At 69.9% G+C, this 26,402-nt stretch carries 22 protein-coding genes; 12 read left to right on the plus strand and 10 right to left on the minus strand.

The features are described 5' to 3' along the window. Together NR798_RS45165 and NR798_RS45170 are read right to left on the minus strand one after the other, a co-directional pair. Positions 1 to 1,029: an aldo/keto reductase gene (locus tag NR798_RS45165; RefSeq protein ID WP_375768831.1), complete on the minus strand. Its 1,029-nt coding sequence runs from the start codon at positions 1,027 to 1,029 to the stop codon at positions 1 to 3. Positions 1,030 to 1,125: 96 nt separating this feature from the next. Then, positions 1,126 to 3,129: a hypothetical protein gene (locus NR798_RS45170; protein WP_375768832.1), complete on the minus strand. Its 2,004-nt coding sequence runs from the start codon at positions 3,127 to 3,129 to the stop codon at positions 1,126 to 1,128. A gap of 182 nt (positions 3,130 to 3,311) precedes the next feature. Here NR798_RS45170 and NR798_RS45175 point away from each other — a divergent pair, with 182 nt between their 5' ends. Both NR798_RS45175 and NR798_RS45180 read left to right on the plus strand, forming a co-directional pair. After that, on the plus strand, positions 3,312 to 4,415 hold the full coding sequence (locus tag NR798_RS45175; RefSeq protein ID WP_375768833.1) for an HNH endonuclease: 1,104 nt from the start codon (positions 3,312 to 3,314) through the stop codon (positions 4,413 to 4,415). Between the two features lie 135 nt (positions 4,416 to 4,550). Then, positions 4,551 to 5,486: a hypothetical protein gene (locus tag NR798_RS45180; RefSeq protein ID WP_375768834.1), complete on the plus strand. Its 936-nt coding sequence runs from the start codon at positions 4,551 to 4,553 to the stop codon at positions 5,484 to 5,486. Positions 5,487 to 5,603: 117 nt separating this feature from the next. On the opposite strand, the gene NR798_RS45185 is transcribed toward NR798_RS45180, so the two are convergent. Then, entirely contained in the window at positions 5,604 to 7,802 is a 2,199-nt protein-coding gene (locus NR798_RS45185; protein WP_375768835.1) for a carboxypeptidase regulatory-like domain-containing protein, read from the minus strand. 103 nt (positions 7,803 to 7,905) lie between these two features. On the opposite strand from NR798_RS45185, the gene NR798_RS45190 reads away from it, so the two are divergent. Continuing rightward, on the plus strand, positions 7,906 to 9,207 hold the full coding sequence (locus NR798_RS45190) for a hypothetical protein (RefSeq protein WP_375768836.1): 1,302 nt from the start codon (positions 7,906 to 7,908) through the stop codon (positions 9,205 to 9,207). A 34-nt stretch (positions 9,208 to 9,241) separates the two neighbouring features. Beyond that, positions 9,242 to 9,877 (plus strand): phytanoyl-CoA dioxygenase family protein, encoded by a 636-nt coding sequence (locus tag NR798_RS45195; protein ID WP_375768837.1) that lies wholly within the window; start codon positions 9,242 to 9,244, stop codon positions 9,875 to 9,877. Between the two features lie 18 nt (positions 9,878 to 9,895). Here the strand turns inward: NR798_RS45195 and NR798_RS45200 are convergent, their stop codons facing one another. From NR798_RS45200 to NR798_RS45215, 4 genes are all read right to left on the minus strand, one after another. Further along, positions 9,896 to 11,038, minus strand: coding sequence for a B-box zinc finger protein (locus NR798_RS45200; protein WP_375768838.1), 1,143 nt, complete (start codon positions 11,036 to 11,038; stop codon positions 9,896 to 9,898). Positions 11,039 to 11,048: 10 nt separating this feature from the next. Beyond that, positions 11,049 to 12,212, minus strand: coding sequence for a trypsin-like serine protease (locus NR798_RS45205; protein ID WP_375768839.1), 1,164 nt, complete (start codon positions 12,210 to 12,212; stop codon positions 11,049 to 11,051). 25 nt (positions 12,213 to 12,237) lie between these two features. After that, positions 12,238 to 12,705, minus strand: coding sequence for a toxin-antitoxin system YwqK family antitoxin (locus NR798_RS45210; protein WP_375768840.1), 468 nt, complete (start codon positions 12,703 to 12,705; stop codon positions 12,238 to 12,240). A gap of 125 nt (positions 12,706 to 12,830) precedes the next feature. Then, positions 12,831 to 13,571 (minus strand): hypothetical protein, encoded by a 741-nt coding sequence (locus NR798_RS45215; RefSeq protein WP_375768841.1) that lies wholly within the window; start codon positions 13,569 to 13,571, stop codon positions 12,831 to 12,833. A gap of 183 nt (positions 13,572 to 13,754) precedes the next feature. Between NR798_RS45215 and NR798_RS45220 the strand changes: the two genes are divergently transcribed. After that, positions 13,755 to 14,438, plus strand: a complete 684-nt coding sequence (locus NR798_RS45220; protein ID WP_375768842.1) for a hypothetical protein — start codon at positions 13,755 to 13,757, stop codon at positions 14,436 to 14,438. Next, positions 14,435 to 15,211: a hypothetical protein gene (locus NR798_RS45225; RefSeq protein WP_375768843.1), complete on the plus strand. Its 777-nt coding sequence runs from the start codon at positions 14,435 to 14,437 to the stop codon at positions 15,209 to 15,211. Before NR798_RS45220 ends, NR798_RS45225 begins: the two co-directional genes overlap by 4 nt. A gap of 23 nt (positions 15,212 to 15,234) precedes the next feature. Here the strand turns inward: NR798_RS45225 and NR798_RS45230 are convergent, their stop codons facing one another. Together NR798_RS45230 and NR798_RS45235 are read right to left on the minus strand one after the other, a co-directional pair. Continuing rightward, complete coding sequence (locus NR798_RS45230; protein ID WP_375768844.1) at positions 15,235 to 17,004, minus strand: hemagglutinin; 1,770 nt, start codon at positions 17,002 to 17,004, stop codon at positions 15,235 to 15,237. A gap of 97 nt (positions 17,005 to 17,101) precedes the next feature. Then, positions 17,102 to 17,872 (minus strand): hypothetical protein, encoded by a 771-nt coding sequence (locus NR798_RS45235; protein WP_375768845.1) that lies wholly within the window; start codon positions 17,870 to 17,872, stop codon positions 17,102 to 17,104. A gap of 55 nt (positions 17,873 to 17,927) precedes the next feature. Between NR798_RS45235 and NR798_RS45240 the strand changes: the two genes are divergently transcribed. The 4 genes from NR798_RS45240 to NR798_RS45255 all read left to right on the plus strand — a co-directional run bounded on the left by NR798_RS45240 (position 17,928) and on the right by NR798_RS45255 (position 23,333). After that, positions 17,928 to 18,608: a Fe2+-dependent dioxygenase gene (locus NR798_RS45240; RefSeq protein WP_375768846.1), complete on the plus strand. Its 681-nt coding sequence runs from the start codon at positions 17,928 to 17,930 to the stop codon at positions 18,606 to 18,608. Between the two features lie 108 nt (positions 18,609 to 18,716). Then, entirely contained in the window at positions 18,717 to 19,568 is an 852-nt protein-coding gene (locus NR798_RS45245) for a TonB family protein (protein ID WP_375768847.1), read from the plus strand. Positions 19,569 to 19,610: 42 nt separating this feature from the next. After that, complete coding sequence (locus tag NR798_RS45250) at positions 19,611 to 20,861, plus strand: PepSY-associated TM helix domain-containing protein (protein ID WP_375768848.1); 1,251 nt, start codon at positions 19,611 to 19,613, stop codon at positions 20,859 to 20,861. A 183-nt stretch (positions 20,862 to 21,044) separates the two neighbouring features. Then, positions 21,045 to 23,333, plus strand: a complete 2,289-nt coding sequence (locus tag NR798_RS45255) for a TonB-dependent receptor (protein WP_375768849.1) — start codon at positions 21,045 to 21,047, stop codon at positions 23,331 to 23,333. A gap of 19 nt (positions 23,334 to 23,352) precedes the next feature. On the opposite strand, the gene NR798_RS45260 is transcribed toward NR798_RS45255, so the two are convergent. Continuing rightward, entirely contained in the window at positions 23,353 to 24,366 is a 1,014-nt protein-coding gene (locus NR798_RS45260; protein WP_375768850.1) for an ABC transporter ATP-binding protein, read from the minus strand. A gap of 347 nt (positions 24,367 to 24,713) precedes the next feature. Here NR798_RS45260 and NR798_RS45265 point away from each other — a divergent pair, with 347 nt between their 5' ends. Together NR798_RS45265 and NR798_RS45270 are read left to right on the plus strand one after the other, a co-directional pair. Next, positions 24,714 to 25,325, plus strand: a complete 612-nt coding sequence (locus NR798_RS45265) for a hypothetical protein (protein ID WP_375768851.1) — start codon at positions 24,714 to 24,716, stop codon at positions 25,323 to 25,325. 3 nt (positions 25,326 to 25,328) lie between these two features. Continuing rightward, a complete protein-coding gene (locus tag NR798_RS45270; protein WP_375768852.1) occupies positions 25,329 to 26,366 on the plus strand; it encodes a type VI immunity family protein in 1,038 nt (345 codons plus the stop codon). Positions 26,367 to 26,402: the final 36 nt, after the last annotated feature.

Consider the following 26,402-nt stretch of genomic DNA (forward strand, 5'->3'; position numbering starts at 1 on the left):
CTACCAGCGGCCCTGGAGGCGTTGCATGAAGTCGTACGGGTAGCCCAGCTCCAGCGCGCTCGCATCCTCCAGACGCTTGAGCTGCGCGTCGTCCAACTTCAGCTCCGCCGCCTTCAGGTTGTCCTCCAGCTGCGCCACGGTGCGCGCTCCGAAGATGACGGCCGTCACCGCGCGCTTGCGCAGCAGCCACGCCAGCGACACCTGCGAGGGGGTGGCCTTCAGCTCGGCGGCCACCGCGTCCACCGCCTCCAGCGTGCGCCAGTGCCGCGGGGTGTCGAAGCCCGCCAGCCGGTCCTTCCACTTCGCCAGGCGCCCGGCGTCCGGCGGCGGCTGCCCCTTGCGGTACTTGCCCGACAGGAACCCGCCCGCCAGCGGCGACCACGGGAGGATGCCCAGGCCGAACTGCTCGCACAGCGGGACGTGCTCACGCTCCAGGTCTCGCACCACCAGGCTGTACTGCGCCTGCAGCGCCACGAAGCGCGTGAGGAGCTGGGACTTGCTCGTCCACAGGCTGTCCACCAGCCGGTAGGCGGCGTAGTTGCTCGCGCCGATGTAGAGCACCTTGCCCTGGCGCACCAGGTCGTCCAGCGCCCGGAGCGTCTCCTCCTCCGGCGTGTCGATGTCCTGCATGTGCACCTGGTACAGGTCGATGCGGTCGGTCTTCAGCCGGCGCAGGCTCTCCTCCACCGCCGAGCGGATGTGGTAGCGCGAGGCCCCGGTGCCATTGGGCCCCTTGCCCATGCGGAAGCGGAACTTGGTGGCCAGCACCACCTCGTCGCGGCGCTTGGACTGGGTGAACCAGTTGCCCAACACGCGCTCGGTGAGCCCGTCGTTGCCGTACACGTCCGCCGTGTCCCAGAAGTTGATGCCCGCCTCCAGCGCCCGGTCCATGATGGCGAAGGACGTCTGCTCGTCCGAGGCCACCCCGTGCATCATCGAGCCTTCGGACGGCTCGCCGAACGTCATCGTCCCCAAGCACAGGGTCGACACCTTCAGGCCGCTGTTGCCCAGCTTGCGATATTCCATCATGCCCCTCCGTGGTGCGGCGCTCGCCGCGAGGCTTCCGCCCTAACGCGCTCGCGCGCCGGACGCCACCCACAACGATGCCCGGGCCTCGCCTTCGGCTCAGGGCACTCCCCGGCTGCTGACGTTGAGGGCCTTGCTGTCGCGATGGAAGAGGACCTGTCCGAACTTCTCGCCCAGCTGGTCGAAGGCACGCCGGGTCATGGCCTCGTAAATGGAGGTGTCGTTGGAGCCGTCGGAGCCGCCGAACAGGCTCGAGCCCGTCCTGTCATATTCAACGGAGAAGTGGGCCGGCGGGCTGACCTTCAGGGCGAAGCGCAAGGGTTTCTCGTTCGGCACGCGCATGCTCACATCGAAGTCGAACTGGATGCCCGCGAACATGCGCTTGTCCCCGATGATGCTGGAGGAGCTGTAGACCCTGCCGGACCAGCCGATCGTATAGCCGATCCGGAGCTCGGGTCCGGTAGCGCCGGCCGCGTCCTGCTCGTTGGAGAAAGCCGGCCCCTGCTCGAGCACGAGCAGGTCGGTGGGGAAGACCTGCTGGAAGGCGCTGTCCAGGGCCCTGGAGATATCGGCCTCGATCGGGTAGGTGCTCACGTTGTCGAAGTGGTCAGACACCGAGGCCGCCGAAGTCAGGTCATAGGAAGAGGCCGTGGCCTGCGCGATGAGTCTGTCGGCCCGCCGCAGGGAAGGGGAGTTACGCCGGTGGAAGCGCACGGTCACCGTGGCGCTCTCCGTGGCCTCGAGATGGGCGAGCAGCTTGCTCATGAACGGGACGAGCCGGGGGTTCTGGGGGGAGGCCTGCTTCTGGAACTCGGCCAGGGCATTGGCGTACAGCGCGTGGATCCGGCCCCTGGCCTCGGCATCCACCGCGGAACCGGGGTACGCCGCGCGGAACTCGCGGAGTGACGCGACGGTATCGAGCGTCTGCTGGAGTGCGAGCGCCGGGATGAGCCGGTTTCGCACCTCGTCCTCCACCACGGAGCCCGGGTAGCGGGCGAGGAACGCGCGCAGCGCGGCGATGGAGTGGAGGGATTCCTCGAGAGCGGCTCGCGGCAGGAGCTCATCGTGAACCTCCTGGTACCGGGGCGACCCCTTCCAGAACGCCACGAACTCCTTCCAGCACCGCTCGGTCCTCTGCTGCTCGCAGTCCTTGAAGTGCGCCGGCCAGCCAAGTGCCCTGGCCTCGTCCACATGACGCCAACCCGTCAGGGCGTAGGTGTGGAGGGCGCTCGCGCTGCCGTCCGTCCTGGCCGCCGCGAAGGCGGCGTTGTCACTGCGGACATTGCGGACGTGCCACAGGCCTGGCCCCAGCACCACGCCGGCAACGAGCGCCAGCGCGAGCCCCCCGTACCTCTGGAAACGTCCCGGCAGCGGATGCACGCACGGGCCTCCGTCGACGACAGCCGGGGACTGGCCCTGAAGCGACTCGAAGCCGCCCGGCTGGAGGCGCACCTCGTAGAAAAGGTCGTTCGCGCGAAAGGAGTCCACGCCCTGTTGCGCCACGGCTCTCGCGATGGCCGCGCGGACCCGCTGAAACCCGCTCAGTTGGGCCTCGGCCCGAGCCTCGCCACGAACCGTGAGCCGCTCGGTCGAGCCATCCTGGAACCAGAGCGTGAGGAGGGAGTGGCTGTAGACACCGTTGGGCTCGCGGTGGTGGGCCACGTTGAAATCGGAGAGCTCGCTCAGGGGGAGGATGCGAAGCCTCCGGGAACGGGCGTCGACGAAGTCGAGGGGAAACAGATAGAGCCCGGGGCGGAAGGGCAGGCCTCCATTCCACCTCTTGCGCAAGACGAGACCGACGCCGGAGGCGACAGCGAGGAAGCTGGCGCCGGAGTACAGGGGCACGAGAGCGGAGGGCTGGACCAGGCCGTCACCGGGCTGGCCGAAACCCCACGTGACGGACAGGAAGAGCACGAAGAGGCAGACGAGGCCGAGCACTGCCCACGGGAAGGCGGACCGTGCCCAGGGTAAGACGGTCCCACCGATGAAGCTCCGCGTGGCGAGGACCGGTGCCAGGCCGGGCCTGGGACCCGTGCTGTCGACGAGCCGCTCGCGCGTCGAGCGGGGAAGTGCATTGAAGTCCACGAGGATTTCGCGCGCCATCCACCCTCCAGGTTCGTGCGCGTGTGAGGCGCACCCGGTCATGAGGGAGTGATGGACGCATCAATCCTGAACGCTGGCAGTTCCCCCCGGCCGCGAGCGTGAATCGAGACGCTAACGGATGGGAAATGAACCTGTCACGGATTCGCAACGGCAAAAGCCTCTTGCCGTACACTCCCGCGCTCATGAGCGGACCCAAGGATGCCATTGCCCTGGCCGAGAAGGTCCTCACCCTGCTGGCGGAGGGCAGCTTCTCCGCCACCTACAAGTACGCGCTCTTCATCGCCCTGCTCGACCTGTGCCTCGAGCAGACCTCCAAGCGAGGCGCGCCTCCCAGCGTGCTCACCACGCGCCAGTTGGCCGAGAAGACCATCGAGCTGTACTGGCCCCACGCCATCCCCTTCGAAGGACAGGCGGTCCTCCGGCAGGGCGGCACGCACCAGGGGAGCCAGGCTGAAATCCTCCGCGCCATCGCCGGCTTCAGGGGAAGGCATGCCGGCTCCTCCACGGAGCTGATCTTCCGCGCCCGTTCACGGGATGAGAAGGGATTCGAGGCCCTCGTGCGCCTGGTGGAGTGGAAGCTCATCGAGATGCCCATTCCCAGACTCCAGGTGCTCGGAGGCGAGGAGGAGCGGTTCCTCTACGAGTACGCCTGGACGCGGGACATCCAACGCTCCGAGGTCTCCGCCTATCAACGAAGAGAGCGTTCGACGTTCGACAACCGGCTGCTGCTGCGCCCCCGGGTCGCCCAGTGGTTCGTCCAGCTCAATGGGGTGCTGCGGCCACTCATCCAGCGCGAGTGGGCCCGGATGGTGGCGGCGATGAACGGCCTGCCCGAGCTGCGGCTGGAGGAGTTCCTCTTCGGAGCCAGCCGCATCTCCCTGGAGGCGGTGCGCTCCCCGCTGCGCGAGCTCCAGTCCGGCCGTTGCTTCTACTGTGACGGCCAACTGGGTGAGCGCAGTGAGGTGGACCACTTCATCCCCTGGTCGCGCCACCCGGACAACGGCCTGGACAACCTCGTGGTGGCGCACGACCGGTGCAACAACGCCAAGCGGGACTTCCTCGCGGCCGCCGAGCACGTGGAGCGATGGGCGCAGCGCTCGCGCTCCCTGGCGGGAGACCTGGAGGACATCTCCCAGCAGCGGGACTGGGCGAGGGATGCCCGGAAGACGCTCGGGGTCGCGCGTGCCATGTACGTGCGCCTGCCAGAGGACGCCCGGCTCTGGCAGCGCGAGAAGACATTCGAGCAGGCGCACAAGGAGCGCATCGTCGAGGCGCTCGCGGCGTGAGGTGTGGCCCGCCTGTGATGGGACTCACCCTTTCGCTGTGTGTCCCGTCACATCCCGGGAGCGCCACTCCGGGCACTCTCCTCCTCACTCGAGCACCGGCTCGGGCCCAAACGCGAACACAGGGGGAAGAGAACCATGAGCCTCGCCATCACCAGCCAGTCGTCGATGAAGACCCAGGATGCGAACACCCAGGTGGGCATCCCGCAGTTCAACGCGTTCGACGTCAACGTCGTGTACCAGGAGCAGCTCATCCTGAAGAACGGGAGCGGCGTCATCACGTTCCTCGACGGCGCGACCCAGATCGACCTCTTCGGCTTCGGCAACGACAAGCTTCCGGAGATTGGCGCCGTCGTGAAGATCTGGGGCGTCTCGAAGGAGCATGGGAACTTCCGCCTGCTGTCCGCGCGGTGCAGCGCGCACGGCGAGCGCATCCTGAAGGGCTCCGCCACCTTCATCCAGCTCGTCGTCCCGGAGGAGCTGGAGGGGGTCGGCATCCCGCAGCCCAATGCGGATGCCAACGTGGCGTCGGAGTTCGGGCTGCTGCTCCTGAAGGACGGTGGCGCGGTCCTCACGTCCAACCTGGGTGCCACGAGCATCACCGTCTTCGGCTTCAAGAAGGACAGCCTCCCGGCGGTCGGTGCCGTCATGAAGATCTGGGGCGTCTCGTACGACCAGGGGCCCTACTTCCTGCCGAACGCGAAGTGCATGTCGCATGGGACGGGTGTCCTGGAGGGCTCCGCCACCTTCCTCCAGGTCATCGCACCGTCCGTGGATGAGGCCGGCATCCCGCGGTACAACGCGTTCGACCTCAACGTGACGCGCGACGGGCAGTCCCTGCTGCAGGACGGGAAGGGCGTCATCACGTTCCTCTTCGGGGGAACGGAGCTCACCGCCTACGGCTTCGAGGAGGACAAGCTCCCGGCGATCGGCTCCATCGTGACCATCTGGGGCGTCTCGCTGGAGCGGGGACACTTCGCCCTGTCGAGCGCGAAGTGCACGGCGCACGGCTCCGGGCTGCTGAAGGGCTCCGCCACCTTCGCGCAGATGCTGGTGGGCCCGACGGGTAAGTAGGCCACCCGGAGCCGGCCGGCCACCCGCCAAGCCGGCTCCACCCGCCTCGTCCTCCACCCCATTCCCCTGGACGGCGGGCCGGCCCTCGCGAGGGGGCCGGCCTCTGGACGTTGGCGCTCACTTCCCGTCGAGGAAGATCGTCCCCACGTCCACGTCCACCTCCTCGCGGACCGCCACGGAGTGCCGCACACGGAGGGAGCCGCGTCCGTGGTCGTCGCTCACGTCGATCAGCTCCAGCTGGAGCGGGCCCGTACACTGGATGGGCACGGAGAAGCGGCCGTCCGGGTGGTACTCCCCCTCGCCATTCACGACGAAGGAGGTGACGGGAGTGCCATCCTTCCTCGCGAACCGCCCCTGGGCGAAGGCCATGCGCACGAGGACGACCCGCAGCTCCCTTTCCCCTGGCTTCACCGCGAGCGCGATGCGGCCGTCCGCCTGTTGCGCACAGGGCAGCACGTAGTCGAGCTTCCACACGTACAGCTCGAGCAGCTCACCCGAGACGCTCTGGAAGCGGAAGCGGCCGTCGGGCCCCGTCTGCTGGCTGCTCCCCACCGCGTGGATCCGCCGCCCATGGTGGAAGAACGGCCTGCGCGCGGAGGACCGGAGCGCGACCGAGGCCCCCTCGAGCGGCTGGCCCCGCGAGTCCACCACGACGCCCGAGAGCACATGCCCCTGCTCGAAGCGCAGTTGCACGCGCACATCCTCCTTGTCCAGTTCCACCACGCGCGAGGCGGTATGCGTCACATCGTCCTGCGCGAACTCCGCCGTCACCCGGTAGCGGCTGTTCGAGGAGGCCTCGAGCGCGAAGTGCCCCCTCGCATCCGTCGTCGTGGAGCCGGACGCCTGCCACCCGCCGGAGGAGGCCGCGGACCAGAGGATCACCTCGGCGTGGGGCACGGGCGCCCCCAGCTCATCCACCACCTCGCCCACCACCGAGGGCCGTGGTTCGGATGGCTCCTCGGGCTCCTCCTCCACCACCTCCTCGTCCGGCACGCGCTGGAGGACGAAGTCCACGGTGCTCGTCCCCGCCGGGAAGCGCGCCTCGTGGCTGTCGGGCGAGTAGTTCTCGGCCACGAACTCGAGTCGCAGCGGTCCAGGCGCCGCCGGCCCCAGGTGATACTTCCCCTCCGCGTCCGTCCACCCCTCCGAGACGGAGACGGCGTCCTCGCCCTCCCCCTCGCAGAGCGAGACGCTCACCCCCTCGATGGGCTTCCCCGCCGCGTCCCGCACGACGCCCTTCACCTCGGCGATGGGCTCCAGCTCCAGGGTGATGTCCGTGCGCTCCGCCAGCAACCGGGGCGGGTCTTCCCCCGTGTCGAAGTCGACGCGGGTGTTGGCCCACAGCGTGTCCTGCGTGGCGATGAGCTCGTAGCTCCGCAAGGGCTCCAGCCCCTCCAGGGAGAAACGCCCCGCCGCATCCGTGAGGGCCTCGAGCTCGGCGCCCACCTCGTGTGACCAGGTGCGCACGCTCGCACCCGCCACCGGAGCCCCCGCGCTCACCACCCGCCCCGAAACCCGGCGCGGGCGGAACAGGTAGAACTTCCGCTCCACTTCCCCGCCATAGCCCGTGAACTCCTCCTTCTGGGGCAGCAGGCCCTCCTTGGAGACGAGCAGCACGTACTCGCCCCGGGGCAGAGGGCCCAGGCGGAAGTGGCCCGTGCCGTCGGTGACCGACTCGAAGAAGCGGCTGTGGGCCTTGAAGATGGCGGTGACGAGCGCCCCCGCCACGGGCGCTTTGTCTTCATCGAGGACGCGTCCCGACACCCGCACGCCGGCGCCGAGCAGCAGCTCCACGCCCTCGTCTCCGGCCGCCACGTCCTGCCGCACGCCCGCGCCCTCGGGGCTCTCCACCCAGAGCGCGTAGTGGCCCGCCTTCAGGCCCTCCAGCGAGAAGGAGCCATCCTCCCCGGAGGTGGCCCGGGCGAGCACCGGCGCCTCGCCCGAGCGCTGCGTCACGAGCCCGGCCAGGCGGCCCACCCCGTAACAGTCGAGCGCGGACGGCCCGGTGTCCGCCTCCCCGCACGGCAGCTCCGAGAGCGACTCCTCCGCCACGCTCGCCGAGGCGAACACCCGCGCGCCCGCCACGGGTCCGTCCGCGCCTCGCACGTGGCCGCGGATGCGCAGGGCCGCGTCCCCGCCATCGGGAGCCGCGGACGCGAAGAGGGCCTGGAGCCTTGGGCCCGCGCCCGCGTGGAAGTCACGGGAGGAGCCCTGGCCGCCCGGAGACGCCGCCTCCGGTGCACCCCGCGAGGCGAACCACAGCACCAGGGCCAGCACGCCCAGTACGGCTCCCCACTTCCACCCGTGTCGTTTCATGACGGTCCTCTCACGTGCCTTCCGGGGAGCGGTGCGCCAGGGGGAAGCATAGCGTGGCGCGCCTGGAGGCCAGAGGGGGTTGCGGTAGACTCCCGCCCGCCGCATGTCCTCGCGTGTCTCGCTCCGCCCCGCCGCCACGTCCTCCCTGTCCTCGCCGGAGGAGCTGCGAGTCCAGCTCGAGGGCGCCTGGGAGGTGCTCGAACAGGCCCAGGCCCACAAGGCGGCCCTGCTGAAGCGGCTCGGCTCCTTCCGGTGGAGACACCACCTCCAGCGAGACCCCGAGCTGCCGCGGCGGGTACGGGAGCTGGAGGCCCCGCTCGCACAGGCCCTCGAGCGCGTCGAGCACCGGCTGCGCCAGGAGGCCTGGCCCGAGACACATCCCCTGCACCGCCTCACCCGTCAGCTGCGGGCCCTGCACGCCCCGCTGGAGAAGCGCGTGCGCCAGCGGCTGGCCTTCTGGGAGCCGGAGGGGGAGTGGACCTTCGCGGAGGGACTGGCGCGCCTGGAGGCACGGGCGCGCGATTCGCACCTCCAGGTTCCCGGTGAGGCCGAGCCCGTGCTCATGACGGGGGGAGCCGACTACCGCTCGGGCAGCCTGATCACGTTCCTCACCTTCATGTTCTGGGGATATCCCGCGGCCAGGATGGGTCTGGACCGCACCGGCACCTTCGTCTCGGGCGCCCTCATCCTCGTGGGCCTTCCCCTGCTCGTGGGATGGCTGCGGCGGCGGGCCCGGTTCTGGCTCACGCCCCGGAGGCTGGTGTGGCGCACGAGCCGTGGCCAGGTGAAGGAGCTAGCCCTGGACTCGCTCCGCTACGCCGCCACCCTTCCCCTCGTCGCCAAGAACGGGCTGGTCGTGCGGCAGGGAGACGACGGGCCGAGATCGCTCCTGGCGGGGCTGGAGAACCTTCAGAACCTGAAAGTGGTGCTCGCGCTGCGGGAGCTGCCCCTGTTGCGCCAACGGACCCTGAGCGCGCCCACCTATGCCCTGGCCCTGTTCCCCGCGCTGCGGTTCAAGCAGTCCGGCCGGTTCAGGGGGTCTGCTCAATCCGGCGTGCTCGTGATGCGCCCCGGCCAGCTCATCTTCCTCGAGGACCAGCACCTCTGGAACATCGTGCGGCTGCTGCTCGGCCAGGCGCCCGACGACCTCTACGGGTTGACCCTGAGCATGCTGCTGCAACAGCTCCAGCTGCTGCCCGAGGCGGAGTTCGACCGGCTCCTGGAGCGGCTCACCCCCATCGGTTCGGGCTATCGCTGGTCCTCCTCCGAGGTGACCCACGGCCTCACCGCCGACGACAAATACAAGGTCGTCCTGCCGGATGGCGCGGTGCTCACCGGGGTTCCCGATGCCACGCAGCAGGCGGCCATCAGCCGCGTCCTTCAACTCGGCAGGGCGCGGACTTGACCCTCACGTGACGTGAGGGTGCATCCTTCGCGGTATGGACTCCCTCTCCTCCACCGAACGGCGGCAGCTCGAGCTCCAGGGCTGGCTGCTGCTCCCGGGCGTGCTGACGGCCGAAGCGCTCGCGCCGATGCACGCGGCCTGGGAGCGGCTCACCGCCGCCTTGCCCAACGAAGGCGCGAACACGAACTGGGGACCCGGCCTCGACACGGAGCCCGCCTTCTCCATCTGCCGGACCGAGCCTCGTGTCCTCGCCGCGCTGGGCGTGCTGCTCGATGACGACGTCCATGTGCGCCGGTTGCACGGACGCTCGCCGCCCCGAGGCCACGGGCGCCAGGGGCTCCATGTGGATTGGAGCAGCCCGACCCCTCCCGAGCGGCAGATTCTCGCCAATGCCTTCTGGGTGCTCGACGACATGGCCCGGGACAATGGCGCCACGCGCATCGTGCCCGGCAGTCACCGCTGGGCCCGCATGCCGCGCGGCCCGTGCGCCCAACCCCAGGGACACCACCCCGGGGAGCGCGTGCTCGAGGCCCGAGCGGGAGACGTCATCGTCTTCAGCTCGCACCTCTGGCATGCCGGGGCGTGCAACGAGTCCGGGCGCCGCCGCCGGGTCGTCCTCGCGCAGTTCGGCCGCCGCGAGCTCGCCTCCATGAACGAGGAGTACGGCTGAGCCGGGCTCGCGCCGGACTCACGGGCCCCAGCGCAGGGCCTCCGCCGTGGCGGGGCCAACGCGGACCTCCTCCAGCGACGCGGGCAGACGGCCCTGGGCCTCGCCCAGCGGCACCTCGCCCACCATGACCTCGGCGGCGGGCTGGGGGTAGAGGGGCTCGCGCCCGGGCTCCACCAGCCCCTCCGGTACGCGCGCATGACCCTGCTCGTCATAGGCATCCGCGGCGCCCAGACAGTGGAGCAGCTCGTGCGCCACCGCCGTCAGCTCCAGGGTGAGCCCGGTCTCCTCCAACAACCCGCGCACCAGCCCCACCGAGCCGCCCGCCTCGGCCATGCCCTCCACGAAGCGCTCGCCGTTCGCCCCCGGCGGCTCCAGCATCACGTAGATGCGGGCATCCAAGGCGAGTGAGGACAACCCGGCGGCCTCATCCACGGCGGACAGGGCGCGGGACAGCGTCCACGCATGGCGGGCCCGCGCCACCAGCGAGTCCTCGGGCGGCGACAGGTCCAACCCGGCGGCGGACTGGGGACCGGCCAGGACGAACCGCACCGGGCGCCCCAGGTCCGAGCGGTAGCGGCCCGCCTCGCGCTCGAGCCAGTCCTCCAACCGCCCCACGCCCTCGCGCCAGGCCTCGCGCACCTCGGGCTTCACCTCGCCACGGGCGAGCAGCACCACCGCCACGTTCAACGGCCGCGCCCACGTCAGGCGCCGCTCCCGGGTGCGCTGGCGCGAGGTGCCCCAGTGCACGATGAGCACCAGCACGGCGAGCAGCACGGAGACGCGCAACCACTTCGCCCGGGTGCGGCGAGCCCGTTGGGCACGGCACCGGGCACAGAGCGGCTGGCCCTCGGGGCTCCTGCACAGCACGCACACCAGCGCGCGGCAGTCCTCGCAGGGCGCATCCGCGGCCAGGGAGGGATGGGTGGCGCACAACGCACTGCCAAGCCCCACCACCGGCACCGGCTCGCTGGCCACGCCGTGCTGCTGGAGAGACGCCACCAGTTGCCGCGCTTCGGACTCCTCCAGGTCCCTGGGCAGGACGCGAGGCTCGGCCAGGAGCTGGCGAGCCGCCTCCAAGGGAAGCTGGAGCGCCCGCGCCAACACCAGCGCGGCCCCTCGGGAGCTGGAGGCCGTCACCTGGACTCGGAAGACATTCGCCACGAGCACCACTCTACCCCGCGTGACAGCCGGCGGCGTGAGCGCCCGGAGGCGGTGAGCGCGACCCCTCCTGGCGACGCATCCGGGAGCGGGCGGCCCTCGCCACCAGTGCGAGCAGCACGGCGAACACGGTGCCCGAGCCACCGCTGTCCCTCGTGACCGCGCAGCCGCCCCCGCCCAGTTCCAGCTCGGGCTCGGGCTCGGGCTCGTTACACGGCAGCCACAACCGGCACGCCCCACCCGCCTTCACGCACAACCGCTCCCCCTCGGGCCCGGTGCAGTCCGCGCCGAAGCGGCCCGCCTCGAGGCCCGCCACCGCGCAGCTCTTCGCCCCACCGGGCCGGGGGACGCACGCCATCCCGAGCGGGCAATCGGCATGTCCCTCGCAGTGCGCCGTGCACGCATCCACCGAGGGCTCGAACGGCGGCCGCGAGGGCGGGGCCCGTGCCACGTCATCGAGGCTCGCCTGGAGGAAGGCCGCATGCACGTCGACGCGCATGTTGATGCCCCTCGTGCAGGAGGGGTCTCCATACGAGGTGATGCCGGCGAGGCGCTCGGCACCGTCGATGTCCAGGAACAGGGGGCCGCCGCTGTCGCCGCCGCAGGACATCCCAGGCGAGGCCTCGATGGAGAAGGTCCCCGGCTCGACCGCCGTCACCCGGGCCGTGCCACTGCGCCGCATGCCCGTCCTGCCCTCGTCATCGAGGCCGAAGCCCACCACCCGCGTGCTCCGCCCCACCACGTCCGCCGGCAGCGTCAGCCCGGACAGCGGCACCGGCGCGACGGGCGCGTCCTCGGCGAGGATCAGCACACCGATGTCGTTCTCCACGGCGTTGAAGGCGGGGTGCAGCCGGCCCTCGATGACACGCACCCGCTCGGCGGGGAGCGCTCGTGCCGACTCGGGCGAGAACACCACCGAGAGCACCTGCGAGACATCGGGACTCTCCACGCAATGCGCCGCGGTCAGGACGACCCGGGGCGCCACCAGCGTGCCTGTGCACATGACGGGTGAGGCCTCGTCCGGCTCGCCACAGAGCGGCGACACCGGGACGAGCGCCCCCACAGCCGGAGAGCCGGGCTCGAACACACCGCCGAGCACCGATTGCCGCTCCACGGCGAGCGAGGACGTGGGCGCGGGAGGCACGCCGCACGCGCCCGCCACCAGGAGGAGCAGCATGGCGGCGGGCCCGAGCGAAGAGCGCTCAGTCGCGCGAGAAGTCACCCTGTGCCTCGACCGACGCCATGCCGTCGAGGTCCCAGTACTTCCACTCCCCGGCCTTCTCGCCATTCGCGTAATTGCCCTGGGCGGCCAGCACTCCGTTCGGGTGCCATTCCGAATAGGGGCCCTGCGCACGTTGCGCGAGCAGTGTCCCCTCGGCCCACTTCTTCCCGTCCGAGCGCCACGCCGTCCACTTCACTTCCTGCGAGCCGGCGGTATGGACCTCCTCGCGGTTCTTCTGTCCCTCTTCGTAGTAGAGGGTCCACACGCCCTGCTTGAGGCCGCCGCGGTACTCGCCCTCGAACTGCTTCACGCCGGTGTCGAAGTAGCTGACCCAGCGGCCCTCCATCTTGCCGTCGACGTAGGGCCCCTCGGTCTTGATCTTCCCGTTGGGGTGCCACTCCACCCAGCGGCCGTGTTTCTTGCCGTCGGGCTTCGCGCACCACTGCAACGTCCCCTCCGGCGGCGCACGGCCATGGAGCTGTGCACCGTCGGGACAGGGATTGGAGGCCTTGCTACACGCGAGGGCCGTGCCCACGAGGACGGCCAGCGCGGCGAAGGTCTTGCGAGAGGAAGCTAGTAGCAGGTGCCGACTCCACTGCAGCTGCAGTTGTTGCTGGCGAACGAGTAGTCATCGGAAGCGGCCGTGAAGCTGCCGAGGCCGTAGTCGTGCTTGGCGCAGTCCTGGGTGTACGCCGTGGTGCCCACGCACGCGGGGGTGCTGGTGATGCCGCAGCCCTGGCCGCAGCGGCCCTTGCAGCCCTGGCCCGAGCCGCCGGTGCAGCCGCAGCCCATGCCGGCCTGGCGGGTGTAGCCGCCGATGTTCTGGCTGCCGCAGGAGCAGGAGATGTGCGTCCAGCCGCGCGCCGAGACGTACTGGTACGGCGAGAGCAGCTCACCCGTCGGCACGATCTGCATGAAGCTCGTCTGGCGCATCGCGGCCTCCTCGATGCGGGTGCGCTGGCCCTCCACGGGCACGGCCTGGGAGATGCCCTCGAGCAGGGGGGTGATGAGCTGGGCCTGCGCCGCGTCGAGCGCGTTGCCCTCGGGCATGAACTTGCCCACGCCCTGGGTGTAGTCGAGGTGGAAGCCGATGACCGGATCTCCGAAGTCGTAGGTGACCTCGACGACGTTGGCGGAGGTCTCGACCACCAGCATGCGGACGGACGCGCCGCCCGAGCGGTAGGAGGCCTCGAGCGTGGTCGCGTCACGCTGGAGCAGCGCGAAGCCCTCCGCCTCATCCACCACCTGCGCCGGCCCGTTCGAACAGCCGATCGCCATCACCATCGTCATGACAGCCAGGAAGAGCTTCTTCATCTCAGTCTCGATTCCGCGCGTGGGCGCCCAGGGAGCACACGGAGGGTAGGAGGGAGACCTCATGCATGTCCATGTAAATCAGGAATTCCCACCAAACCGGTGTGCGGTCCGGACCTGGGAAGGCTCGGCTTGGCGCGCTGCATCAATGCTGGAGTGAGCGAGCGGGGTCCTGGGAACAGGTCCGTGGGCACGCGTGTGGTCGTGATAAAGGCCGCGCTCGCACCTATGGAACGGATCTCGATTCCTCGACGGCTCATGGCCGCGAGCCTCTTCCTCCTGCTCGTCTCCTGTGGTGCGGCCCGCTACCCGGCCCCGCCCGGCCCTACAGGCGCAAAGGACCTCTCCCGCTACGTGCTCGTCATCGAAGAGGCGCCCGGCGGCCAGGTGACGCACTCGTGGAAGCCCCTCAGCGGTTTCGACCTGTCGAGATACTCCCCATACCGAGCGGGAAACGGCCTCACGGAAGGGCACGTCGTCCAGGCCGCCTGGACGCGCGACTGTGACGACGAGTTCGAGCAGTGTCAGCAGATGTGCTTGGGCTCACTCAAGGGCAAGAACTGGACGCACGCGACCGAGTGGTCCAAGGAAAAAATATGCCGCGACAAGTGCTTTCCCGCCTACCGCGACTGCTGTGACCTTCGTGACCTGGCCACAGCCGAAGCTGTCGAATTCACGGCGATTGGCGGGGCCGTGGATTGGCTGAAGCAGAATCGTGAGAAACTCCTGGTGGGAGCCGCCGTCGTCATCGCTGGGGTGGCGTTCGTCGTCGTTGCCACGGGAAGCGGGGGTCTCATCCTCGCACCGGCCCTGCTCTTCGCGTCACACGATATCCCCGCTGCGCCTCAGTTCGCGGTCTCACAACCATGAAGGTTCGAACCATTCTCCAGCACCCTCAAGAGGTGATTGGAAAGCGATGGAGAGAGGATCAGCCGCCCGAGCAGGCTCGCATTCTCGGCCTCGCGCGAGACGCCCTCCTCTTCGTTCAAGACACCGGCCAGCGCTACCCCTTCGAGGATTTCCGCAAGGGTCTTCCCTCCGTTGCTCTCGTGCAGCCTCGAGATGACTTCCCGGCGCTCGAGGAGCGCATGCGCAAGACGGCGGCGTTCTTCACGAAGCTCCTCGACGACCCCGATGCCAGGGGAGAGGACGAGCTGATCCAGGTCATCCTCGATACGCTTCGGTTCATCTCGGTGACCGGCCAGTACGAGGCTTTCAACCGGTACCTGGAGCACGTCGAGGCGCACGCACCGCCCTATGTCGTGGCCGCCTTCAACACGAAGCAGGAGGCGCAAGCGTGGCTCGACAACCACCCCGCTCCACCCTGCTTCGCCGACATCCTGATCGGGAATGACTATCACGCGGTGATGTATGATCGCGAAACGAACTTCCGTCGGCTGCCGGCAGCCCGGAGCATCAACTACTATCTCGTCGACCTCGAGGGAGTGAGCCCCCCCGTCGCCACGGCCTCTTTCGCCACTCACGAAGAGGCGGAGGCCTGGCTGCGGGCACAACCCAACCCCGCCAGACGGGCGTGGGTGAAGATTGGCGCTGAGCTCTACCTGGCGGCGTACCACCCCAACGTCAACCACCGCGCCCTCTACCCGCTCTCCATGGCTGACGGGTATCGGGATGACACGTAGGCGCTCGAAGGCCAGCGTCCCGCTCAGCCCCTCGCCGCTCCCCGCCGGGCGCCGCGCAGCACCAGCGCGAGCACCGCGAGCCCGAGCCCCCACGCTCCGCTTCCCGAGGCCACGCCACACCCGAAGCCCACCCGCAGCACGAGGTCCCCGACAGTGAAGCCGAGGGGCGCCGACTGCGCGCTCCTGAAGCCAAACTGCTCGGCCCAGGCGGACGCCTCATGCGCCCCCTCCGCGAGATCCGTGGAAGGCACGAGGACGAAGACGCCAGCGTCGTCCGCCACCACGGGCTCACCGAGCGGCTCGCCATCGAGGAACACCTGCACCGTGGCACCGGGCGCCGTCTTCCCCTCGAGACGGGGCCTCGCGGCGACGCCCTCCCCGGCTCCGGGAGACACCCAGCGAGGCACCGCGGGCGCGGCGAAGGCCTGCGCGAGGACGTCCTGACGGCCCTCGTAGAGAGGATCTCCCGCCGCGACGGGCTCGGCGCCCCGGGTGCCCTCGGGCGTGTAACCCGAGAGTCCCGCGCTCGCCGTGGCGGTACAGTCCGCGGGCACGCCTCCCGCGGCCTGGATGAACAGCAGCCCGCCTCCGCCGCCTCCCCCCGGAGAGGCATCACTGTCCGCGCCCACCCCACCGTTGGCCGACAGCACCGTGCAGCCAAGCTGCTCCGCGACCCGCACGTGCACCGTGCCACCCGCGCCTCCTCCCCCACCCCCTCCGTGCATGCCACTGGCCGAGGGCGCGCCCAGGCCGTTGGCGGTGATGAATCCACGAGGCTTCGGGCCCTGGATCTCCCGGGCCCGCACGAAGACGATGCCGCCGCCCGCGCCTCCCGACGAGCCCTCGATGCCCGCACCACCGCCGCCGCCGAGCAGCAGCCGCTCCTCGGTCCGCGCATAGCGCAGCGCCGAGCCGCCACGGCCTCCCACGTCACGCTCCGACGCCTCCTGCGAGGAACGGCCGCCCTGCCCTCCCTGGCCGACATGGCCTCCGCCTCCACCACCCGCGTCGTGGCAGTTGCCGCCTCCGCCTCCATTGGCGAGCCGGCCATACCCGCTGCGCGGAGTGCCATCGCCCAGGCCGGCGAGCCCCTCGCCCTTGCGCGCGCCGCCTCCGCCCGCAGCCGTCCCATCCTGCGCCGCGCAGTCGTAGAGCGCCCCGGCCACGCCCGTCTCGGCCGAGCCGCCCCGGAAGCCCAGCCCGTCCACCTCCAGCGAGCCCTGGTTGAAGACGGTGCCCGTGTTCAGGAACGCCAGCACGCCGCCGCTGCGCCCATCCCAGGGCCGCGCCCGCAGCGAGCCCGAGTTCACGATGCGCACGTCCGAGTACTCGGGCACGCGCACCACCTGGGAGACAGCGGCGAAGCGCTTCACCAGCGGCGCGCTCAGACGCAGCACCCCGGCCGACACCTCCGCCAGGCGCGCCAGCTCCCACCGGCCCGCGCCCGAGCCCCGTGTGTCGAGCTCGTCCACCGCCGCGCGGAGCGCGTCGAACGGCAGCTCCTCCCCCATCTGCAGCACCAGCACCAGCTCGCCCGCCTTGAAGGCCGAGGCGTCCGCCACGCTCAGCACGGTGGCCCCCGCGGCGGCCTCGGCGGTGAGCGCCGTGGCGTCGTTGATGACGACGCCCGGGTTCCTCACCTGCAGGCTGCCATGCTGTCCATTGCCCAGGCCGAAGACGTCCGGCTCGGCGCGGACCGCCGCGGGCAGCAGCCCGAGCACCAGGGCCAACAGCCCGAGCGGGAACCCCGGTACGAGACCCGGGCTGAAACGACGCGAGACAGAGGGCGACACGGTCCACCTCCGGTGTCCACCTCTCGTCATATGAGAAAACAAGGGAGAACCGCAACTCCCGAAGGCCGTGTGCTCTCCAGACGAGCAGCCGGGGGACTCAGAAGCGGCCCTGCGCGAGCGAGAACATGGGCACGACGCGGCCGGGCCGAGACAGGTCCGGGGCGAGCACAGGGAGCGGCGCGCCCACCGAGACGCGCGCACCGTCGACATTGAGCAGCGCGCCGGTGGGAGCCCTGGCCGCGAAGGAGGAGGAGCGCTCCTTGGTGAGGTTGATGACGACGGTCTGCGCCAGGGCCACGAGGAACCAGCTGGCCACATGGGTGGGCCAGAGGACGAGCTCGAGGCCGCCGTGGCGCGAGGGCAGGCTGTACTGGACGGACCAGAAGACGGCGTAGGTGGCGACGCCGGAGAGCCACGTCCAGATGAAGCTGTGGGAGTAGCCGAGGTCCGTGCTGGCGATGAGCCAGATGGGGATGGTGCTGAGGAGCGGGAGGATGGCGCCGTTGAGGACGATCATCGCATGGGTGCCCGCGCCGAGGACGAAGTCGGCGCCGTCGCCACCGGTGAAGGCGGAGGAGAGGACGGTGGCGCCGAAGAGGGTGATGACCTCCACGGCCCACAAGCCGGAGCCCACGACGAGCTGGGAGCCGAAGCCGGTGAAGAGCTCCCCGAAGGCGCGCAGGAAGGAGAAGCGCGAGGAGCGCGCGGGCCTGCCGGGCTCGTGCTGGTGCGAGAGCAGGCCGTAGTCCGGGGGCGTGGCGACGGACGGCGCCAGCAGACTCAACCCACGAGGCGGCTCCACGTCGAGCCGGGGAGCATCCACCGGGGAGAACTGGAGAACGGAGAGGACGAGCAGGGTCGCGAGCATGGGCGGGAGTATGCCCGCTGGGAACGACGGCAGCTTCTGGTTAGGTTTTCCCGCCATGATGCTTCACATCCCCAACGTCCTCACCGCCGAGCAGGTGACCCGCTGCCGCGAGGTCTTCGAGCAGGCGGCCTGGGAGGATGGCCGCAGCACCGCCGGCCACCAGTCCGCCCAGGCGAAGAAGAACCTCCAGCTCCCGGAGAACAGCCCCGGGGCGCGCGAGCTCGGCGACCTCGTCCTGCGCGGCCTCGAGCGCAGCCCCCTGTTCGTCTCCGCCGTGCTGCCCCAGCGCGTCTTCCCGCCCCTCTTCAACCGCTACGAGGTGGGCATGACGTTCGGCTCGCACGTCGACAACGCCATCCGCCCCATCACCGGCACGCCGATGCGCCTGCGCACCGACGTCTCCGCCACCCTCTTCCTCTCCGACCCCGACTCCTATGACGGCGGCGAGCTCGTCGTCGAGGACACCTATGGCAGCCACTCGGTGAAGCTGCCCGCGGGGGATCTCATCATCTACCCCGCCTCCAGCCTGCACCACGTCACCCCGGTCACCCGCGGCGTCCGGCTCGCGTCCTTCTTCTGGGTGCAGAGCATGGTGCGCGACGTCTCGCAGCGCTCGCTGCTCTTCGACCTCGACATGGCCATCATGCAGCTCAACAAGGAGGTGCCCAAGAGCCCCTCGCTCGTCATGCTCACGGGCGTCTACCACAACCTCCTGAGGCAATGGGCCGAGCCCTGAGAGCGTCCGCCCCTGGCCACTTTCCCGGCCGCCTGCCCCCCTTTCGCACCCCGTCTCGTTGACGGCCCGCTTGACGTGGGATATTTCTGCCCCCGGGTGCAACTGAGAATGATTCTCAATTTCCATATCGGGATGCAGGACGTGGCCCCCACCGCCCAGCAGCAGCAGGGCGTCCGGCCCGCCGTGGGCCTCTTCCGCATGGGCGAGGCCGCCGCGGCTGGAGGGGAGTGGGGCTGGGCGATGCTGATCGCCGTGCTCGTCCACGCCGGGGTGGCGCTCGCGTGGCTGGCCATGCCCCCGAGTGCCCCGCCCGCCGCCGCGCTCCCCGAGGAGCCGGAGGTGGTGTTCTTCTCCTTCCCACCGCCGCCCGCCGCGGCCTCCCGTGCCTCGGCCTCCCACGCCGTGGTGCCCGAGCGGGTGCAGCGCCAGGCGAGGACGCGCGCCCCGCGCACCCTTCCGGCGCTCACGGTGAAGACGCCGGCGCCCGTGGAGCCGCCCATCGAGACGGCGAACCCCGAGACGCAGCAGGACCCCGCGCCGGCCCCCGAGGAGCCGGCCTCAAACGTGGCGACGGACAGCCCGGGAGTGGAGGGCGTGGTCGCGGGAATCGTCGGTGGCGTGCTCGATGGCCGCGAGGGCGGACTGGTGGGCGCCACGGGCGGCGCGGCGCTCGAGCTGAAGCAGGTGGCGCGCGCTCCGGAAGTGCTCCAGCAGGTGAAGCCGCGCTACCCCCGGCGGGCCAAGGCCGACGGTATCGAGGGGCTCGTGCTGGTGCGCATCATCATCGGGACGGATGGGCGGGTGGAGCCCGAGCACACGCGCGTCATCCGCTCGGTCCCCGAGCTCGACGCCGCGGCCATCTCCGCCGTCAGCCAGTGGCGCTTCTCGCCGGCACTGGGGCGCCAGGGGCGTCCAGTGCGCGTCATCGTCGAGATCCCCGTCCAGTTCTCCCTGAATTGAAGAAGTGACGCGCGGAGGGGGCTCCGCACTCCGAGGCACCTGATGAGCATCACCCTTCGCAAGATCATCTTCTGGCCCCACCTGGTCTCCGGCGTCATCGCCGGGCTCGTCATCGCGGTCATGTCGCTCACCGGGGCGGCGATCGCCTTCGAATCCGAGATTGTCGGCTGGGCCGACAGCGAGGCCCGGCGGGTGCAGGTGCCCGCCCCGGATGCGCCGCGCCTGTCCGTGGACGAGCTGCTGGCGCGCGTGAAGGCCGCCCGTCCGAAGGCGCAGCCCTCGGGCGTGACGGTGTACCCCGAGCCGGACTCGGCCGTGCTGGTGCTCACCGGCCGCGCCGAGGGCGTCTATGTGAATCCCTACACGGGCGAGGTGCGCGAGCAGGGCGCGAAGGGCTGGCGCTCGTTCTTCCATGTCATGGAGGAGTGGCACCGGTGGCTCGGCGCGCAGGGTGACAACCGCCCCGTGGGCAAGGCCATCACCGGCGTGGCCAACACCGCCTTCCTCTTCCTGGCCATCTCCGGCCTGTACCTGTGGTGGCCTCGCAAGTGGACGCTGCGGGCCATGCGCCCCACCCTCTGGTTCCGGCGCGGGCTCAAGGGCAAGGCGCGGGACTTCAACTGGCACAACACCATCGGCTTCTGGGCCCTGCCCGTGCTCATCGTCCTGACGACGACGGGCATGGTCATCTCCTACAAGTGGGCCTCGGACCTCGTCTTCAAGCTCACCGGCAGCGAGCCGCCCGCCGCCCAGGGTCCGGCCGCCGCGCCCGCGGTGAAGGTCCCCACCCCGCCGGAGGGTGCGAAGCCGATCGGCCTCGAGCCGCTCTTCGCCGAGGCCCGCAGGCAGGTGCCCGCCTGGGAGACCATCACGGTGCGCCTGGGCGGTGGACAGCGTCCGAACGCGCCCCAGGGTCCGCAGGGCCAGGCTCCCGCTCCTCAGGCGCAGGGCCCGCAGGCCCTCACCTTCGCCATCCGCGAGCAGGGCGCGTGGCCGCTCTTCGCCGCCGCCCAGGTCTCGATGGATCCCTTCACCGGCCAGGTGCTGCGCCGCGAGACGTTCGCGGACTACAACCTCGGCCGGAAGGCCCGCTCGTGGATGCGCTTCCTGCACACGGGCGAGGCCCTCGGGTGGTTCGGCCAGCTGCTCGCCGCCATCGCCTCGCTGGGCGGGGTCCTGCTCGTGTGGACGGGCTTCGCGCTGTCCTGGAGGCGCTTCTTCCCGCGCCGCCGCCCCAGCGCCACCGCCGTGGAGCCCGAGCCGGCTCCGGCCCAGTCCGAGACGGCGGCCTGAGGGGCCCTGTCAATTGCTTGCACCGCGCGGAGCCGCCCTCCGCGCGCGCGGTAAAGCCAGACGAAAAACATTGACCCCCGACCAAATCCTGAATATGAGAATGATTCTCAAATTCAGGCCGAGGCCGAGCTGAGCACCCGCTGGCCGGACCCGCACGAGACTCCAGAAGGATTGAGGAAACGCATGTCTTCCACGAAGAACAACAAGGCGGGCATCCGCTCGACGAAGGGCACTGCCGGAGGCGTGCGGGGTGCGCTGTGGCCGCTGGGACAAGCGGCGGTGGGCCTCGCGTCGGCGCTGGCGGCGGGTGGCGCACTGGCGCAGGAGACGACGCCTCCCGCGGACGCGCCGCGCACGGAGCAGCCGGCCCCGGCGCCGCAGCAGACGCAGGAGGGCGCCCAGGACACGTTCGTGCTGCCCACCGTGCAGGTGCAGGAGACGGCCGAGCCGGAGAGCTACCACGCCCCGGAGAGCAGCCTCGCGCGCCTGCCGGCGCCGCTGGTGAACACGCCCCAGAGCGTCACCGTGGTCTCCCGCGAGGTCCTCCAGGAGCAGCAGGCGACGTCGGTGCGGGATGCCCTGCGCAACGTGTCCGGCATCACCATCGCCGCGGGCGAGGGCGGCCGCCAGGGCGACTCCTTCAACCTGCGCGGCTTCTCGGCGCAGACGGACACCTTCCGCGACGGCGTGCGCGACCTGGGCTGGTTCACGCGCGACACCTTCAACCTGCAGGGCGTCGAGGTCTACTTCGGCCCGTCCGCCGTCCTCTTCGGCCGCGGCTCGACGGGCGGCGCGCTCAACCTCGTCACGAAGAAGCCGGGCCGGCGCTCCTTCCGCAGCGTGAGCCTGTCGGGCGGCAGCGCGCCCTCGGGCCGCGTCGAGGCCGACATCAACGAGGCCATCAACGACCACGTGCAGGTGCGCCTCAATGCGATGGGCCAGCTCTCCGGCGTGGCGGGCCGTGACAACGTCACGGAGAACCGCGCGGGCATCGCCCCCTCGGCGCGCATCGCCCTGGGCGAGAGCACCGCGCTCGAGCTCGACTACCTCTACCAGCGCGAGGACAGCACCCCGGACTACGGCCACCCCTACTTCAACGGGTACCCCGTCTCGACGAGTCTCGACGTCCCGCGCACGGCCTTCTACGGCGTGAAGGGCCTGGATACCGAGCGGGTGAATGCCCATATCGGCACCGCGCAGCTCCAGCACCGCTTCGGCGACAGCCTCCAGCTGACCAACTCGCTGCGCGTTGGCGGGGTGGACCGCTACGCCCTGCCCACCGCGCCCCGCGGGCTCACGCCCACCAGCGGCACCCCGACGACGATCGGCCGGCAGCGCTTCGAGACCAACACGGACAACACCTACCTCGCCAACCAGCTCAACCTGCGCGGCGAGCTGCAGACGGGCTTCCTCAAGCACACCGCGAACGCCGGGCTCGAGCTGTCCTTCGAGACGCGCGAGCAGAGCCGCAACAACCTCAACGCGGTGGGGCTGCCCACCGGGCCCAACATCACCGCCGACCTGTTCAACCCCAACCCCGAGCCCGACCTCTCGGCCGTCAGCCCCATCTTCGCCAGCGCCAACCAGAGCCGGCAGTGGACGGTGGGGGCCTACGCGGCGGATCAGATTCAGATCACCCGCTACCTCGAGGTGCTCGGCTCGGCCCGCTTCGACGTGTTCGACACGAAGTACGTGGCGGAGGACGCCGCGCGCACGCGCACCGAGCTGAGGCGCCAGGACAACCTCTTCAACTGGCGCGTGGGCCTGCTCGTGCACCCGCTGGAGAAGACGAGCATCTACGCGACGTACGGCACGTCCGCCAACCCGTCGGCCGAGGTCGGCGTGCTCACCACCGGCACGGTCAACCTGGAGCCGGAGCGCAACAGCACCATCGAGATCGGCGCCAAGACGGACCTGTTCGAGGACCGGCTGGGCCTGAACGCGGCGGTCTTTCGCGTGGACAAGACGAACGCACGCGTGCCGAACACCGACCCCTCGGGTCCCCCGACGATCCTCGAGGGCGCCCAGCGCGTGCAGGGCTTCAGCGTCGGCGTGACGGGCAGCCTCACGAGCACCTGGAGGGTGATCGCCAACTACACCCAGCTGGACTCGGAGATCCTCGAGCACACCAACGCGTTCATCGTGGGCCAGTCGCTGCCGAGCACCCCGCCGCGCAGCCTCTCGCTGTGGACGACCGTCACCCCGCTCGAGCACCTCACGATTGGTGCCGGCGCCGTGTACCAGGACGTGACGGTGGCCAACAACCCGACCGCGGAGAACGTGGCCTTCGTCAAGGTGCCCAACTTCTGGCGCTTCGATGCCTTCGCCAGCTACCAGCTGTTCAACCGGGTCGATCTCCAGCTCAACCTGAACAACATCAGCGACGCGCTCTACTACGAGCAGTACTACGCGGGGCAGGCGGTTCCCGCGGAGGGCCGCTCGGCCAATCTGACCGCCCGGGTGCGCTTCTAAGGCGCGGCGGGCGCCGGCCTCACCGCCTGCGCCCGCTCGCCGTGTCGAACCGGTGCAGCCGCTGCGCCTCGTAGCGCAGCCACACCGGCGCTCCCGTGGGGGCCGCGAAGTCCTCGGCGGCCCGCGCGATGAGACGCTCGCCACTCACGTCCACCGTCACCCAGCTCTCCGAGCCCATCGGCTCCACCAGGTACACCGTGCCGCTCAGCGCGCCCTGGGGCGCCGCGCCCAGGCCCACCTCGAGGTGCTCGGGCCGCAGCCCCAGCGTCACGCCGTCCTCGCGCAGCCCCAGCGTCTCCGGCTTCACCAGGTTGATGCGCGGCGAGCCGAAGAAGCCCGCCACGAACAGGTTCGCCGGAGCGTCGTAGAGCGCCCGCGGCGGTGCCACCTGCTGCACCTCGCCCTGGTTCATCACCACCACCCGGTCCGAGAGCGTCATCGCCTCGGCTTGGTCGTGCGTGACGTAGATGAACGTCGCCTTCAGCCGCTCGTGCAGCTTCTTGATCTCCCCGCGCATCTGCGTGCGCAGCGCGGCGTCCAGGTTGGACAGGGGCTCGTCGAACAGGAACACCTTGGGCCGCCTAACCAGCGCGCGCCCGAGCGCCACGCGCTGCCGCTGGCCGCCACTGAGTTCCTTGGGCCGCCGCGCCAGCAGCTTCTCCAGCCCGAGCAGCGCCGCGGTCTCGTTTACGCGCTGGTCGATGGTCGCCTTGTCCACCCCCGCCACCTTCAGCGGGAAGCCCAGGTTCCCCCGCACGTCCATGTGCGGGTAGAGCGCGTAGCTCTGGAACACCATGGCGATGTCCCGCTCGCGCGGAGACATGTCGTTGACGGCCACGCCGTCGATGCGCAGCACACCGCCGGAGATCTCCTCCAGCCCGGCGATGAGGTTGAGCGTCGTCGACTTGCCGCAGCCGGACGGGCCCACCAGCGAGACGAACTCGCCATCGCCAATCTCCAGCGTCACGTCCTTCGCCGCCACCACCCCGCCCCGGTACTCCTTGCGTACGCCTTCGAGTGAGACCGTTGCCACGCCGCGTGCCTCCTGACTGAGGTCCACCCGGCAGACTAGCGGCGCTGCGGTGGCTTGGGGGCTTCTATTCGCGCGCGGGTGTCCGGTACGCGACCGGCGGTTCCACGTCTCTGGTAGCTTGCCGGTACCGACCCTCGCCCATGCGCTGCCCGGTCCGACACCAACACCTCGTCCTCTCCGTCTGGGTGGCAGCCGTCCTCGGCAGCTCCGGCGCTACTGCCCAGCCCTACTCCTTTCCCGCGGCTCCTCGTCTCATGAGGAGCCCGGCCGGTCCCCCCGCCCAATTCCATCAATCCTGTGGACCTGCTTGTGCAGCCCCCGTTGCTCCCAGCACTGGCGAGATTCTCATGCCGGCGGCGACCCGGACCGGACAGGTGCTCGGGAAGGCCATCCAGGCCACCGAGGTCATCCAGGGCTTTCTCAACGTCTCCAAGTTCCTCGATGAGGCCCAGAAGAAGCGCGCGGAGGAGATCATCGTCGCGTGCGTCAAGGAGGCCCACTTCAAGGTCGAAGAGGAGCTCTTTGGCAAGGGGAAGACCCTCCCCGACTCCGATTGCGAAAAGCCCCCCACCGTCAAGAAGAAGCTCGCACCGACTTGGGCCCGGCACCTCGGCAAACTCAAGCACGCAGTGGCCTTTGAATGCATCCAGCAGGGGCTCGCCAAGGAGTTCCCCAACAACTTCGCCATCGAACCGCGTTACCGAAAGGAAGAGTTCACGAACGACCTCATGCTGACCGACAGGTGGCTGGGTTCGAAGCAGCCTGACATCGTTCTCCACTTCACCCGGAACGCCACTCGGATCCAGTGCATCTACGAACTCAAATTCCCCTGCGGCAATGAACAGGGCAATCCCTGGAGCGAGGAAGTGCAACAGCAGATGGCGCTCTACAGCGCCCTCGGTGGTGAATGCGATCCTGTCATCGTCACCCCTCAGCTCGAACTCAGCCGCCAGCCGTGAGACATGGCACCCAACTACCCACGCATCCGAATCCAAGGCACCCTTCGCAGTGAGTCGTACGGCTTCGAGCGGGTCGGAGGGGAGCTCGTCAAGAAGGTACGAGAGCACGTGGACGAGCGAGTCCTCGCGAGGGACGTGGTCCGCATCATCTTCTTCCTTCCACACGACCACCACCACCTCACCGCTGGGGTGACTCACGCTCTCGACACCTACCTTCGAGCCATCGATGGCCGCCCCGGCGCTCTCTCCAAATACACCCATTGCTGGTGGGAGCCCTTCGCTCTGACGGAGACGGGGTGGGCTCACATCCGGGAAACCCTGGAGCCGAAAGAGCCTAGATTCTTCGAGGACTATGAGCCCGACGATGCTCGCTTCGCCCACAAGGACGGTGCTGATCCGTACTTCACCCTCTTCGGCGAACAGGGGAATGGCTACTCCTTCAGCTACCACGCCCGGCTTCCCTGGAGAGAGCCGCCTCCCAGCAGCGTAAGCGTTCTCTCCGCCACCCTGCCGACCGAATACCTCGAGGAGCACGGCGCCCACCACGTGCGGGAGTTGGCGATGGCCATGGCCTCCCGCCTGCCCTTCGCCACCGGTCACGCCGGACTTGCCCTCTACCTCTGGCATCCCATCTACGAGCAGCTTGACCGCCTGCGCACCGAGATATTCCGCCACCCGGGCTTCGATGTCCGCAGGGCCACCCACTTCGACGGCATGGGCACACGGGTGGATGGCATCCACTGGCTGAACTTCCTCGGGCCACCCGTCCTTTCCCAGCTCGGAGGCGCCGCGGGCCTGCGTGCCCATCTCCACTCGCCCATCACCACCGTGCAGGAGTTGGAAGGCGAGCGCGCCGTCGTGACGCTGGGCGAGGCACCCGAGGCCGGAGACCTGGAGCAGGGCCAGACGCTTCCCGCCTACCACGAGCTTGCTCGCGTGCTGGAGCCCGACATGGAGCCCTTCCCCTGGGGATTCCTCGCTCGCAAGAGTCCCTCCGTGGAGGAGGAGCTCCGCCGCTGGTGGCGCCGCTTCCTCGATTGACGCGGCGCCAGCGGTGAGGCTCCGCCTCTGATAACC

Source organism: Archangium gephyra (genome assembly GCF_042230915.1).
GTDB lineage: Bacteria > Myxococcota > Myxococcia > Myxococcales > Myxococcaceae > Archangium > Archangium gephyra_B.